A 15388-nucleotide genomic window follows, 5' to 3' on the forward strand; every position below is an offset into this window, starting at 1 on the left:
TGAATAAGGAGAAAAGTATGAGTGAAAAAATTTATCAAATAAATTCAAATCAAATCGGCGTTGTTAATTTTGATAAACCTTGATTTCTATGTCACTTTGAAATTGAGGGCGAAAAACCTGTTCAAGTATTTTTCCCAACTCTAGAGCTAGGTGTAAAAAAAATCGCATTATTTTTTGAAGAAACTGTTATTAGTAAATGATTAAAACTAGGACCAATGGGTCTTGAAAAAATTGAACGACTAAGAAATTACTTATTAACAACCTGATTCAATCCCGGAGTAGAAACTATGAGAGAAGCTATGTATGAACAATATGGTTTTCCTGAGTTTAGAGATAAAACTGGTGAAGAATTGATTTATGAGGGCTATAATTTCATGGCGGTTGTAATAGGTCATATTGCTTTAAGATTTAATAAGTTACACTTTTATTTTGAGGGTTTCCATTTTTCTGGAAGAGTAGTTGACAAGTTTTTAGCTATCAACTTTTGAGACAAAGTTAAACAAGATGCACTAAATAAGAAATAAAAGAGTCCCACAATATTATTTGTGGGACTTTTATCTATAAAGTTTTAATATGTCATTATTTTTTATATTCAAATATTTATTGGAATTTGGTGCTAAAACATAAATAGAGTAGGTTCCTTCTACATATCTAGTCATCTTATTCACTCTGAAATTTGAATATGTTTCTATAACTTGGTGTCTTTTGTCGCAAAAAACTAAATCGACTTCTTCTTTAAAACCAAAAGAGTTAAAACCATGAGAGTTGATTATTCTAAATCCAGCTTCCATTTTTATTCTATCTTTGAAAAATAATGCTTCCATTTTTTGTTTGTAATTTTTTATAGTCCTTATGTATACATTTTTCAAGCGATTATTATGCATAAGTTGATGTGTAGCATCTTTTCTAGAAATTTGATCATAATTTTTTTCTGGTTTCAGTAACTTTAGAAACTCTTTAGTAAATCTATAAACAGTCAATTTAATCACCCGTTTTAATTATAACTTATTTTTTTTAGTTATAATTAATTAAGAAAGAGGTATAAATATGGCAAATATAGCGGTTTTTGTTGCTACTGGTTTTGAAGAAACTGAAATGATAGCAACTGTGGATGTATTAAGAAGAGCAGAACAAATTTTTAAAGGAACTTTTCCAGTTATTGATATTATTTCAGTAAATGATAAAAAAAATATTAAAGGATCACATAACATAGAAGTTATGGCTGATAAAACAATTCAAGAGATAAACTTTGATGATTATGATTGCTTTGTTTTACCTGGTGGACAACCTGGAACTGATAATTTAATGTCTTGTGATAACTTATTGAAAGGATTAAAAGAACAAGCAAAGTTAGGGAAAGTAATGGCAGCTATTTGTGCTGCACCTCAAATTCTAGGTTTCTTAGATTTAGTGGATGGCATAGAAGTAACTCATTACCCAGGATGTGATAAGTACTTAGATAAAGCGATAAAAAAACCACATATGAGTGCTATTGCAGACGGTAATGTAATAACAGGTAGTTCAATTGGTGGTGCTTTACAATTTGGATTGCATATAGTCGACCATTTTACTTCTACTGAACAAATGTTACACATCCACAAAACATTAGTGTTTAATTACTAATATCCCTTATGGGGATATTTTTTTCTATTTTATTTAATTAGTGAGAAACTATTTTCAAAACATTAATCAGTGTGGAAAATTTTAAGTTATTTGATAAAATACTACAAAGGTGTTGATTGAAAAATGAAGAAAATTTTATTCTTATTCAGTGCTTTTTATATGAGTTGCTTTACAATGACACAAACTATTGCTTGTTCAACAAAAAATAAATATCCTAATATCGATATGTCTATTCCTAGTGACTTAGATAAAAACATAGCTGATTTACTAACTAAATTTAAAAATGAAGTTGGTTCAATAATCAAAAAATGTTTAGATTCTGCCCAGTCTAAACTTTTTGAGTATGAAAGTAACGCACAAAAAAATGACATTTTAAGAAGCGATACTTTAAATGAAATTAGTCGTAATAAGATTACAGATGAACAAAAACCACTTTTAATTAAGGATTTAAAAAATAAGATAAACTACAAAGACATGTCTAATGAGATAGAAAGTTTAAAAAATAGATCTGAGTACGATTTATTTTTAAATGGTATTAACGATATAATTAGTCCAATATCAATTGATTATGAAAGTTTTGAAATCAAAATGCCAAAGAAATTCACAGAACTTAAGATTATAAATGTTGTATTTGATTATACAATTGAAATAAATTATTTTAATAATTGACACACAAGAGACAACTTTAAGTTTACAAATAAGTTTAATTATTCACTTACCGATAGCAAAGATTTGGTTGAATGATGAGAAAATATTGTTAATAATTTAGTAACAGAAGTTTGAAATCAAACCGATCTTACTTTCATAACACCTGAAAAACTGGGTATCACAACAGATGATAAATTCATTTCTAAAAATAGAAACCTATTTCCAAATTATATTAATAATGAAGTTTTTGCAAAAGAAGTTACCCAATATTTTGACAAGAAATTAGACTCAAAAAATAAAATCAAAAGTAGTTTTAAAAATTTTAAAAATATTTATTCTGATGTTGAATGAACAAAGGAATTAAATGCTAATAGTGCAAGCACTTATGATTATAAAGATGGAAAAACAGGTCAAAAAACCTATGATTTTATATTTCGTGATACTTCATCAAAAATAGATAAAGTTATTGGTAACTCAAATTATAGTTTTGAGGAAGGAATATATAACTATATAAATTCGGAGTCAGAAAAATGATTAATAAATTATAAAAAAGATCTTGATGTTCAAATTAATAAATTATCTCTCAACAGCAATAAAACAAATTCTATAAATAAGTTTGGATACATATATTTAAAAGGTTTACAAATTAGCTTTGATGATTATACACAAGAATTACCTACAATTAAGTTATTTTCATCGTATTCAATTAACAAAAATGAAAATATATATGTTAACAACAAAAAAGTAGCAAATTCCGACTTACTAAGATCGATTTATAACAATGTTTTGAGCGGAGTGAAATCCTTTAAGAATACTTTTGGTATTAGAAAATCAAAGTTTTCTTATCCACTTAGCGCATTCACGGGATCTAATCCTTCTCTTAATAAAAATATATGAGATATAGCCGTAAATGAAATTGGCTTTACAGATGGTAAATTATTTTGATGTCTTTATGAAGAAATAAATAATGTTTTATCCCTAACACATTCTTTATTAAAAGAGCAATATAATTATTTATTAAAAAACGGTAATCAAGATAACTATAAATGAAATTTTGGAAGAAAGACCTATTTTACTTATGGTTATAGAAATACCACTGACAAAAAAGGTTTTTTTCTTGAGGCTTTTGTAGTGAATCCATCTTTAGAAGGTGTACCCGGTGGTTTAGCTGCTGGAGAAAAATCGGTAGAAATAGATTATAAGCTTGATTTTCTGAACCTGATATTTAATTCATATGATGGTTGACGTTGGCAACCAGCTGGTTCAAATGTTTTTCAACGAAATGGTACGCGTATATTTGAAAGAGTTACCTAAAAAATTTTAAACGCTTTTTTATCATTTAAAAATATGATAGCTAATAACAAAATAAATAACTTGTAAAAAAGTTATTGATGCTTGATTTAATATCATTTATTTTCGTTTATGTTAATCTGAATTCCTTAGCTCATTTTTTGCAAATAACCACGGCATAAATCTAACCATTATTGTGGGTAGATTTTTTTTTTTTTTTTTGTCATACTTGCCTTGTATCAAAAAAACATATTCATATAAGGAGAATTTTTTATGAAAAAACTTATGTCGATGTTGGGGGTTTTATCCTTGACAGGGTTAATAGGTACACAAATAGTATCTTGTAGTACAAAAAATAATACTAAAGTAGTTCCTACCGAACCTGAAAAACCAGGAACAGGTGAAGAAGAGTCACTAGATAAACTAATAGAAGAATTTAAAAGTGATATAAATAAAATTGTGAATGATGAGTTGAATGCAACAAAAACAAATTTGTTTGAGCTTGAAAGTCATTCACAAAATAGTGCATTCTTAAAAAATGATATTTTAAAAACAATAAAAGAAAATAACATAACAGACCAACAAAAAGAAGACCTAATTAAAGATTTAAAAAATAAAATTAATTATAATATTATGGACACTCAAATACAAAAACTTAAATCTAATCCAAAATATGATATATTATTGAGAGATGTTGAAAAAGTTCTTCAAAGAATTGTAATACGTACCGACACCATTAATATAAAATATACAGAAGATAAATCTACAATCAAAATTTCTAATATCACCTTCGATTATTCAATACTAACTAACTTCAAAAATAAAGATAAAGTAACCGAAGAGTATGGAGTCAAAAATAGTTTTAATTACTCTCAAACAAATAATGAAAAAATAACTGGTTGATGAGAGAACTTAATGGATGAACTTTCTAATGTTATCTATGATAAATCTGATATTACACATTTAACATCTAAAAATTTACAAGTAAATGATGATAAAGATAAGTTTTTTACAAATAATAAATATATTTCAAACTATATTAATAACGGCAAATCTGCAGAAACAATTCTAAAACTTATTGATAACAACAATGAATTAAGTCAGTTTGGTAAACTTTCTTTTAATGATCAAAAAGACATTTTTTCAAGAGTAGAATGAAATTTACAATTATCTGCTAATAATGTGTGAACTCTTTATAATTGAAAAAATAAAAACTTTAATGGTAGAGGTTTATATGATTTGATATTTAGAAATAAATCAGATTTGATATCAAAGAAAATGGGAGAAAATATTGTTAGAGTTGAGCAACCTTTATATGAGCACCTAAATTTAAGTATAGATTCTTACACTTCTAATTTTAAAAAAAGTGCAGAAAATTACTCCAAAAAATTAAAAATTGATAATACAACAAGTTATTTCAATTCTGCAATAAAATTTGGTTATATATATTTCGCTGGCCTTAAATTAACAATTGGAGAAAACTATACACAAGAGCTTCCAGAATTTAAGTTATTTACTTCATATTCAATAGATGAAACAGAAAATATTTATGTAAATAATAGAGGTTTTGTAAAGTCACCACTTAACCAATCTATTTATTATAATTCTTTAAAAGGTATAAATGCTTTCAAAGAAATATTTGGTATAAAACCGACTAAATATCAATATGCTTTAGCTGCTTTTACTGGTAAAAGTGATAAAATAAAGGAAAATTTATGAGATATAATTCCTAACTTAGCGGCTTCTGAAGATGAAGGCAAAATATTTATGGATAAAAAAATGTCTAATATTATGAGTCTAAACTTAAATCAGTTAAACAAATATAAGGATTATTTGTTAATGTTAGGGAACCAAAGTACATTTAAATGATATTTTAATAGGGATTATCATATTGTAATGAAATATGACAACAAAATTGCTAGGGGAATAAACTTTTATAGATACGTTGACCATAAGGCATTAGAAAATGATCCTAACGGTGCAGCGGGTGGAGAAAAGCAGATTAATATAAGATTTAATCTAGACTTTTTAAATTTAAATTTTTATTCTACCGATGGATGAAGATGGCAACCTAAAAATTCTGATGCTTTTGAAAGATATGGTACTTCTATTTTTGAACAAGCATTCTAATTTTATATATTATCTTACTAAATAAGTAAATTAATAATACACTACGAGTTGATTCTAAAATAGAAGTTTTCTAATTAAATCAATAATAACTGTCATTTTTGTGTCATTAATTTATAATTTGATTATGAGAGCAAGTAACTACAATGTTACTTGTTTTTTTTTTTTTTTTTGTTATAACCTTCATTGTATAAATAAAGGAGATAATCGTGAAAAAACTTTTAACTATTCTTGGTTCCTTGTCTATGGCAAGTTACTTTGGTATTCAAATTATTGCTTGCAGCACAAACAATAAGGGTGAGAATGGAATCGATAAAGAACCACCAACTACCGAAGAAGAGGAATCTTTGAATAAAATCATAGAAAAGTTTAAGTATGAAGTTAGCACTATTATCAATAAACAAGTTGAAAATACTATTTCAAATTTTTTCGAATATGAATCAAATGCAATAAAAAATAGTTTTTTAAAATATGATTTATTAACAAAAATTGAAAATAATAACTTAACAGATCAAAAAAAAAAAAAAAAGACTTAAAAACAGATGTAAAACAGCTTGTAGATTATAAAACTATAGAAAGGGATATACAAAATCTAAAAAATGAAGCATATTATGATCTAATTCTAAAGAACGTAGAAAAAGTCTTGAAAGATTTAGTATTTGACTTTTATACATTAAAAATAGATTTTCCTAAAGATAATGAAAAACTGAAAATCATTAGCGTTCGTTGTGATTATAAATTTGTTGCTAATTACGAAACAAGAGATCATTCTATTGAAAGTTTTGATGTAAAAAATACAATGAAATACTCTCAAACAAACGATACTAAAATAGTAGGGTGATGAAAAAACTTAGTCGAAAGTTTAAAAAACGAGGTATTTGAAAACACATAATTAACACACTTGAATGCTAATCTTTTAGGAATAAAACAAGAAAAAGACGATAAGTTTTTTAATAAAAGTAGTAAATTGCTACCAAACTACGTAAATACAAACACTTTTTCTAGTCAAGTTCTTAAATATATCGATAAAAATAGTTTGTTAGAGGGTCAAGGTGAAATAAAATTTAAAGATAACTCAAATCTTTATAAAGAAGTAGAGTGAGTTGAAGAACTTGTTGCTAACAAAACCACAGACTACAATTGAAAAGATAATAAAGAAGGTCAAAATTTATATGACTACATTTTTAGAGATAAAAAATCAACTGACACAAAATCAGTATTAGGTTCTCAAAAAATAGTTGATGAGAATCTATATAACTATATAAATACGAATGCACCAACGTGAGTTGATTCACACAAACAAAAGACTTTTGATTTCTTGAAAAAAAATAACTTGAAAACAGACAGTGATGCTGTTAAATCAGCTAATAAGATTGGTTACATTAAACTTACTGGACTTCAATTCCACATAGGCAATAATTATATACATGAATTACCAGATTTTAAATTGTTAACCTCTTATGCAATTGATGAAAAAGAAGATATTTATCAAGATAATAAAACAATAGAAAACTCAAAATTATTTGCTTCAATTTATTTCAATTCATATAATGGAATAAAATCTTATAAAGAAACGTTTGGTATTAGAGAAACTAAGAATGATTTAGCTTTAAGTGCGTTCACAGGACAAAACAAAAAATTAAATAATAATTTATGAGATATTAGCAAAAAATTTTGACCTAATTATAAAAATATTATTTATTTTTCTGATAATATTTCAAAAACGTTTGGTCTTGTTTTAAATGAACTTAAAGAATTTAAAGATTTTTTATTGTTGAATGGTAACCAAAATACTTATAATTGAAATTTTGGTCAAAATAATATTTCTCTAAAATACGATGATGGTACTAAGAAAGGACTTTATTTTAAAGCTTACGCAAGTAACCCATCTTTAAGTGGTGTACCTGGTGGTGGAGCTGCTGGTAATGTGAGTATTAATATAGTCTTTCAACTTGATTTTGTAAACTTAAAATTTAATTCACAAGAAGGTTGGCGTTATAAACCAACAACCCCAGGGAGCATAGAAAGATACAATACTTCTATTTTTGAGAAAGTTGATATTTAATTAATTAAAGTCAAAATATAATATTTAAATTTGAGCTGTTCATTTATTTAAAAATAACTAACACATTGAATTTGTTAAAAAATACCCTTATAATAAAAGAGTAATTAATAGTCACTTTTATAAGCCTACATAAAGGGTAGGCGTCTCTACGTTAGACCTATCTAACTCTATTAGTGCTATTACTGTAAGCATTTATTTTTAAACGTCTCTATTAATTACACTTATAAATTTGTTTATTTGTGTGAGACGTTTTTTTCATCTCGCATTTCAAATAAAATAGTCTAAGGAGGACTTATGGATAAAATCAAAAAAAATGATGATTTTAAAATAAATAAAACAAAGGGTGAGCTTGATGAGTCAATCAAGCGTAGAAATTTCTTTAAATTTGATTATTTAAAGACTACTTTCAAAAAAGAAATAATTGGTGGTTTTAGTACATTTTTAGCAATGCTTTACATTCTTTCAGTAGAACCAGATATATTAAGTAAAGCTAAAAGTGTTGTAGAAGGTGGAGCAAACATGAATGCTGGTGGAATTTTTGTTGCAACAGCCGTTTCTGCATTTATTGCAACTTTAGTAATGGGCTTATGTTCTAATTTACCTGTTGGGCTAGCACCAAGTATGGGTTTAAATGCGATGTTTACATTTAACATAGCAAACAACGGTATTGGATATGAAGGTGCTTTGATTGCAACACTAATATCTTCGATATTATTTACAATCGTATCAATTACAAAATTAAGAGCAATTTTAATAAGAAGTATTCCTCACTCATTACATTTAGCAATTGGTGTAGGAATTGGTTTTTTTATAGCATATGTTGGTTTAACAAACATTGGTTGATTTAAAACTAATGGAGGAATTCCTTCGGCAGAATTATCAAATTTTAAATTAAATTACCCAGGTATAATATTAGGAACAGTAATTTTATTTGGTTCAGTTTTATTATATTTCAAAAAATTTATTGCACCAGTAGCAGTTATGATGCTTGCTGGATTTATATTAGCTATCATTTTAGCAAATACAACAGATGATCAAGCTGTACAAGAATCATTCAAATCTGCTAAATGAGTGGGTTGAAACTATGAGGATTTTGATGGAGTTTGGTATAACTTAAAAAATACATTTACTCAATTTGGTAATGCAAATATATGAAATAAACCTATAATCTATATATCAATCTTTATATTTGTTATATTAAACTTTTTCGATGCAACTGGAACATTAAAAGCTATAAACATCGAATATAATCGTATTACTGGTTTAAATACTGAGTTAACACAAAAATCATTGATTATCGATGCAGGAGCTACAATTGGTGGATCTTTACTTGGTGTCAGCCATATGTCGGCTTATGTAGAAAGTTGTGTTGGTATATCTCAAGGTGCAAAAAGTGGATTTGCAAATATTATAACTTCACTTTGTTTCGCATTAAGCTTAGCATTGTTCCCAATATTTAAAATGATGCCAAGTTGTATAAGTGGTGCAGCTACTGTTTTCATCGGAACTGTAATGATGAAATCAATTATAGACATTGAGTGAAAAAAACCAGAAATCAGTCTTGGTGCTTTCTTGTCAATAATATTTATGATAACAACATACTCAATAGCAAATGGTATCGCACTTGGGTTAATGGGTTATACTATCGGATGTATTGGTACTAAAAAAACTAAAGAAATACACCCTCTATTATGATTCTTGGATGTAGTATTTATTCTATACTTTATTGCCTACGCATTCATTCAATAAATATAAAAACTATTAAGGAGAAATATGGAATTTAAACATAATCTAAAATTATTAATTAGTAATAATGAAATACAAGAAAAAATCAAAGTTTTTGCTAAAGAAATAAATGAAAAATATAAGAATGAGACTTTAACTGTTATAACAATTATGAATGGAGCTGTATTCTTTTTTGCAGATCTTGTAAAACTATTTGAAATGCCTATAAAAATGGATACAATTGTTGTTTCTAGCTATTCAGGTACTAATTCCACTAAGGAATTAAAGTTTCATAAAAAAGTGATAAAACCAATTATTGAAGGCCAACATGTCTTGATAATTGAGGACATCATCGATACTGGAATAACAATGACTGGAGTTTATGAATATCTACATAATTTAAATCCAAAAACATTAGACATTGTGGTTTTGGCAACTAAGAAGGAAAATCATCCTGAATTCAAATACCCTTATAAGGCACTATTTGAAGTACCAAATAAATTCATAGTTGGGTATGGTTTTGAAATTGATGATCTTTATCGTCAACTAGATTGTGTTTATACTGTCGAGGATTAAAAAATTAATAATAATAACATTTTAAAAACAAGTTTTTATAAAAAACTTGTTTTTTTTTAATTTACCTCATTAATACATATTTTTATTTGTTCTGAAATCGATATTAATAACTTACTAACACATTGTACATATTCCAATGTAACAATAATTTTTTATTTATCTAGTTATTTTTATATTAAAAAAATTATTATTGTCTGGTTATTTTTTGCTTTTTTTGCTTTCTTTATTATTTTGATTACATTATTGTAAATAAGAGGAATTATATTTTACAAGGCCCTTAAAAAATGTGAGATATTACATTTCAAAGACTATTTTAATAATTTATAATTAAAGTTAAGTATTTCATATTAAGATTGTTTGTATACTTATTTAGTTTTTTTGCAAACTTTTTTACTTTTTCGTTGATAATTTTATCAAATAACACATAAAGTCTTAAATATCTATAAAATATATCACTTTGCAAGTGTTAATTAAAGAAATTTTTATGATTATTTTTGTTTGTATTAATGTATAATAACAAAAAAAGGTGGGTCAAAATGAAAAAAAATTTTAGAATAGCTTTGATGTTATTTTTGCCTTTTTACGTATGTATTGGTTTGTTCAAAAATGAAAGTGTTTTAAATAATAATATTGGTAAACAAGAATTTCAATCAAATTTTAAAAATAGCAAAATTAATTTAAATTTTAATAAACAGACACCAATTTCAGAAGGTGATTATAATAGTTGAAGTGGTTTGAGTGAAAGTGGTCTTACATCAAGAGACGTTAAAGTATACACAAATAACATTGGTGTGAATAACAATGCTCACTTAAAAAATAAATATACATCTTTAACTGCGAGATTTGATGTTAGAATCGGAATTAACGAATATAATGGAAATAGTTACAATTTTTATAATAGTTATTTGAATTTAGAAGTTCTATTAAGTTCAATAAGTAGTGATGCAAATATTTTAAATAATCCTTATAGCAAGAAAAAAACGGAATTAAAGATCAAAGAAGGAAATAATATTGAAATCGGTTTAATCTCATTTGAAAGTTCTGGTACTTTTACTTTCGAAAAGGAAGTAGGAACATATGACAAGTGGGTATTTCTAAACGCTGCTTTTGTCCTTGAGGATAATTTAAACCTAAGAGTTAAATATAATGGAATGTATAGATTTAAAAATGGTTCAACCACTACAAAATATATAAATGTATTTTATAATTTAGTGGAAATTTATATATTATAAAAAAGAAAGCGTAAATGGTGAAAGTATGAATAACAGATTATTTCTTTATAATTTGAGACAACCACTTAAAAATAAATGAACTTGAATTTTAAGCACACTATTTGTGGTTTTATCAATGGTAATTGAGCTTGTTTCATTTATAAATTTTTTTAATGATTCTAGAACTATTGCTTCTGGATATTCAACTTTTAATTCATTTTTTTCTGTCAAAAATATTTTTGATTTAATATTTTTAGGCATTTTAATTATCTATTTAACTGTTTTATTATTTTTGATTGATAAAGAAAATGGTAAATTGAGTTTAGAAATTAAAGGTGGCATAAGTTGAAAATTCATATTCTTACAAAGAATATCGACTTTTATAATTTATCTTTTGTCAACACTATCTATATTTATCATACTGGAATCTTTAATTGCTATTTCAATAATTAAAAACTATAAAGATGCAGCCTTAAAAATTTTTAAAACTTTTCCCTTTCTGTTTTTATACTCAATAATTGTATTTTCTATAACATTAGTTCTGATTTTGTTCATAAATAAAAAAATTAGCTTACCTGTAATTTCTTTTTTTATAACCTTATTATCTCTTTCTCCGATAATAGGTATCTCAAATTATGACAAAACAAATAAAATTTATGAAGTGATGGGTAAATATTCTGGATTGAAACGTTATCATAATTACGATAAAAATATGAAAAAGGATGAAAATTTTAAAAATATTGATAAATCATTTTATAAAATTTATTCAAGTACTAAAACAGATGATGCCACAGCCTTGTTAACGGGTAATTATCATTATCTTGTTGAAAAAACAGATATTTTTAAAGATGAACAAAGTTTAGTTGAGTTAATCAAACATTTTGACAAAATTTTTGAAAACAATATTAGTAGTTTTAAAAAGTATGATTCTCAATCAAATGATCATAAAATCAAACAAAGTTATATCTATAAAATGAATATTTTATTCATGAAATCATCAGAAGTTAATGATAATTACCTATATAATTTAATAAAAAAAGTGAGTGTTTTAAATAAAGAACCGAAGTATGACTTATTTTTGAAAACTTTAGAAGAATTCTCATTAGAGTTTTTAAAATTTTTTGACTCAATTAGTTTTTCTTCAATAGATATTTCCAGAGTCAGACTTGAAAATTTTATTAATGAAAACGAAAACCACCAAAACTCATTTTTGAACGATTCTGACAATTATTATAAAACTGTAGATCAAATTGATTTTTATTGGTTTTTATCTTTAATTTATTTTGAAATGTACAGTATTGCTAAAACAAATCTTTCTAATTTAGTGTTAGATGATGGCTTTCAAGAAAATCTGTCGGAGATAAAAAAACAAGCAAATTATAACCCATTTAATCAATTATCTTCTTTACAATTTGGAGATTATAAAGAAGATAATAGTGATGTTTATTACAAAACTTTTGGTAAATCAGTTTACCAAAGTTCATTACCTATAATGATAATACCAAATTCAATCAAATATTATAAAGTTGCAAGTAAACCTGAAAACTCTAATATAAGTCTCGATGATATAGAAGAAGTTGAAGTTACTATCACTAACTATGTAGAGACTTATTTAGTATATTTACTTTTGTTTATTTTATTAATAGCTCCAAGTTATTTAAGTTTTAGAAGATATTTAGTTAGTCAATAAAGTTAGATATTTAAAGGAGGAGCTAGAATGAGAGAATTTAGAGATAATATTTCAATAATGAATTTCTTATTTAAGAAAATCATCAAGAACTATAAATTCATTTTGATAATGTTTTTATTATTCATCTCTGTGACTGTAATGCAAATTATAGTTGTTTTAGCAACCTCTAATAATATCAAATACAAAAGTTCTATTTCCGAACTTTCTCAATATGTTGTTTCCATTATTTATTTTAAAACTATAGTATCAAATATTCTTTTTACGATTTTAAGCTTTGTATTCACATATTATTTTATTAAAAAGCATCAAGATCAAGGAATTTTAAGCTTAGAGATTAAGGCTGGAGTAAAACTAAAATATGGAATATTATATAGGCTAATTATTATTTTTACTTATTGTATTAGTACATTATTAATATGCTTATTTTGTGAATATATTTGTACATTGTTCATAAAAGAAAGTTTCAAGCATATTAGTAGTTTAACATTAAATAAATATAGCTTTTACTTGTTGAATATTATAATTACAGTCAGCTTTACATTTCTTCTATTTAACTTTATAAAAGATTATGTCGTTTACATACTTTTTGGATCATCATTGTTAATATTGCCATTAGTTTCGTATTTAATGCCGGTCCTGTTGAAATCAAATCAAACATATTTTAATACAATTAAAAACTCTGCTGAAATAAATACAAAAAGCATTATTTTTGATGATCTATATAAACTATCCAATAGTATACTTGAAGATAATCTTTTGAAAAGTTCATTAAACTTGAAGTTTGATATAGGCTCAACTAAAGATAAAACTGTAAGTCAAGGGAACTTTTTAAATGATAATTACTTAAATAGAATAAAAAATGAAAATCATGAGTTTTTTGATTTTATAAGTTACATTCATGATCGGTATAAAACAATAAATTCTAATTCATTAATATCGAATTATTCACAGTTAAATGATTTTTATTACAACAAGGTTATAACCATCGAAACATTTGACCCATATTATTTTTTCAATATATTAAAAGACTTCAATAATTATGACGATAACTTACTTTACAAAGATTTTTTTGAAAATCTAGAAATATTTTCAAAAAAGTTTATATTTAATAATACTTTTAACGATAATTTATATATCGATGATAATTCAGCTAAAATAGATATAAATTTATGAGAATACAAAGATTTAAATAAGTACACTTCAGTCCAAGAAATTGCTATGTATTGATTGATTTCAACATCTTATCAGTCATTAGATAATTTTTCGATAGAACGTGAAAAGGGTGTTGATAGTATAGAAATATTGATCGATAATAAAAATAGTAAAATAATAAATAGTATAAAAACACTTTTGTATCTTAATCCAATAGAATTATTTAATCAAATAAGATTAGGAAGTTATTACAATAAAGGATTATATTATCAAAATATTGGAAATTTCTTTGATGATAATAATTTCACTCTTGGACGTGAATATTGATCATTGAAAGAAAAAACTATACCGATAATAAATACAGATTATAAAATATTAAATTATGAAGGCAAAAAAAGAGGCATTTTCAATTATGAAGGATTTTACTTTTTCTTATTAATTGTGAGCTTTTTTATAATTTGATTAAACTATTATAAATTGAAATTAACAATAATCAGTTAAGAATAAGGAGATAAATATGATTGAAGTAATTAATTTAAGTAAAAGCTTTAAAAAAAATAAAAACCCCGCAATCAAAGACATTAGTTTCAAAATAAACAAAAATGACATATGTTTATTTTGTGGACCTAATGGTGCAGGTAAAACCACAACTATTAAATCAATTTTCCAGGAGCTAAAATATGATAGCGGAGAAATAAAAACAAACCAAAATAAACTAACTAGTAAAGATCTAAATAAGTTTGCTTTTTTCCCTGATAGCAACAATATCCCTTTATCTTTGACTGTAAAAGAATATATTGAGTACGTCGGTATAATTTATAAAGTGGACAAAAAAACTTTGGCAGAAAAGTTAGAATCATTAAAAGAATCCTTCAATTTAGAGGAACATTTTAACAAAAAATTAAAAGAATTATCTGCTGGTTGAAAAAAAAGAGCCATTTTCGCAGCAATTCTAGTTAATGAACCAGAATATATATTTATGGATGAACCTACAGCTAATTTAGATATTGCTTCGCAAGATTATTTTGTGAAATTAGTCAAAGAATTGAACGAAAAAGGAGTAACATTTTTTATTACAACACATCAAATAGAAGATTTTGCTAAAATAACCAATCATTTAATATTGATAAATAAGGGCGAAGTTTTACTAGATAAATATGTCAATAGTGAAAAAGAAAATTTGAAAGAATTGTATTTAAAGTTTATTAATGATAATGTAAATAACCCTAATTTATATGAAAAAATATATAAGAAAAATAAAAAATAAAAAACAACCTTTTA

At 25.1% G+C, this 15388-nt stretch carries 14 protein-coding genes; 13 read left to right on the forward strand and 1 reads right to left on the reverse strand.

Translation table 4 applies throughout. The features are described from left to right. Nucleotides 1–17 precede the first annotated feature (17 nt). The gene (locus AAHM92_RS01895) at nt 18–524 is read left to right on the forward strand and encodes a hypothetical protein (RefSeq protein ID WP_500222882.1); all 507 of its coding nucleotides are present in this window, start codon (nt 18–20) and stop codon (nt 522–524) included. Between the two features lie 30 nt (nt 525–554). Here the strand turns inward: AAHM92_RS01895 and AAHM92_RS01900 are convergent, their stop codons facing one another. Continuing rightward, nucleotides 555–989: a hypothetical protein gene (locus AAHM92_RS01900; RefSeq protein WP_500222884.1), complete on the reverse strand. Its 435-nt coding sequence runs from the start codon at nt 987–989 to the stop codon at nt 555–557. Nucleotides 990–1047: 58 nt separating this feature from the next. On the opposite strand from AAHM92_RS01900, the gene AAHM92_RS01905 reads away from it, so the two are divergent. The 12 genes from AAHM92_RS01905 to AAHM92_RS01960 all read left to right on the forward strand — a co-directional run bounded on the left by AAHM92_RS01905 (nt 1048) and on the right by AAHM92_RS01960 (nt 15374). Next, nucleotides 1048–1623: a DJ-1 family glyoxalase III gene (locus AAHM92_RS01905; RefSeq protein WP_500222886.1), complete on the forward strand. Its 576-nt coding sequence runs from the start codon at nt 1048–1050 to the stop codon at nt 1621–1623. 123 nt (nt 1624–1746) lie between these two features. Next, a complete protein-coding gene (locus tag AAHM92_RS01910; protein ID WP_500222888.1) occupies nt 1747–3585 on the forward strand; it encodes a hypothetical protein in 1839 nt (612 codons plus the stop codon). Between the two features lie 249 nt (nt 3586–3834). Beyond that, complete coding sequence (locus tag AAHM92_RS01915; RefSeq protein ID WP_500222890.1) at nt 3835–5691, forward strand: hypothetical protein; 1857 nt, start codon at nt 3835–3837, stop codon at nt 5689–5691. 206 nt (nt 5692–5897) lie between these two features. Then, nucleotides 5898–6224, forward strand: coding sequence for a hypothetical protein (locus AAHM92_RS01920; protein WP_500222891.1), 327 nt, complete (start codon nt 5898–5900; stop codon nt 6222–6224). A gap of 107 nt (nt 6225–6331) precedes the next feature. After that, nucleotides 6332–6580, forward strand: coding sequence for a hypothetical protein (locus AAHM92_RS01925; RefSeq protein WP_500222893.1), 249 nt, complete (start codon nt 6332–6334; stop codon nt 6578–6580). 9 nt (nt 6581–6589) lie between these two features. Further along, entirely contained in the window at nt 6590–7753 is a 1164-nt protein-coding gene (locus tag AAHM92_RS01930; RefSeq protein WP_500222895.1) for a hypothetical protein, read from the forward strand. Nucleotides 7754–8047: 294 nt separating this feature from the next. Then, entirely contained in the window at nt 8048–9502 is a 1455-nt protein-coding gene (locus tag AAHM92_RS01935; RefSeq protein ID WP_500222896.1) for an NCS2 family permease, read from the forward strand. A gap of 24 nt (nt 9503–9526) precedes the next feature. After that, nucleotides 9527–10054 (forward strand): phosphoribosyltransferase, encoded by a 528-nt coding sequence (locus AAHM92_RS01940; protein WP_500222898.1) that lies wholly within the window; start codon nt 9527–9529, stop codon nt 10052–10054. Between the two features lie 536 nt (nt 10055–10590). Continuing rightward, nucleotides 10591–11286: a hypothetical protein gene (locus tag AAHM92_RS01945; RefSeq protein ID WP_500222900.1), complete on the forward strand. Its 696-nt coding sequence runs from the start codon at nt 10591–10593 to the stop codon at nt 11284–11286. 25 nt (nt 11287–11311) lie between these two features. Further along, the gene (locus AAHM92_RS01950) at nt 11312–12955 is read left to right on the forward strand and encodes an ABC transporter permease (RefSeq protein WP_500222902.1); all 1644 of its coding nucleotides are present in this window, start codon (nt 11312–11314) and stop codon (nt 12953–12955) included. A 27-nt stretch (nt 12956–12982) separates the two neighbouring features. Continuing rightward, the gene (locus tag AAHM92_RS01955) at nt 12983–14608 is read left to right on the forward strand and encodes a hypothetical protein (protein ID WP_500222904.1); all 1626 of its coding nucleotides are present in this window, start codon (nt 12983–12985) and stop codon (nt 14606–14608) included. A gap of 16 nt (nt 14609–14624) precedes the next feature. Beyond that, nucleotides 14625–15374 (forward strand): ABC transporter ATP-binding protein, encoded by a 750-nt coding sequence (locus tag AAHM92_RS01960; RefSeq protein ID WP_500222906.1) that lies wholly within the window; start codon nt 14625–14627, stop codon nt 15372–15374. Nucleotides 15375–15388: the final 14 nt, after the last annotated feature.

The organism is Spiroplasma endosymbiont of Melanargia galathea (assembly GCF_964031075.1).
GTDB classification, from domain to species: Bacteria; Bacillota_I; Bacilli_A; order Mycoplasmatales; family Mycoplasmataceae; genus Spiroplasma_A; species Spiroplasma_A apis.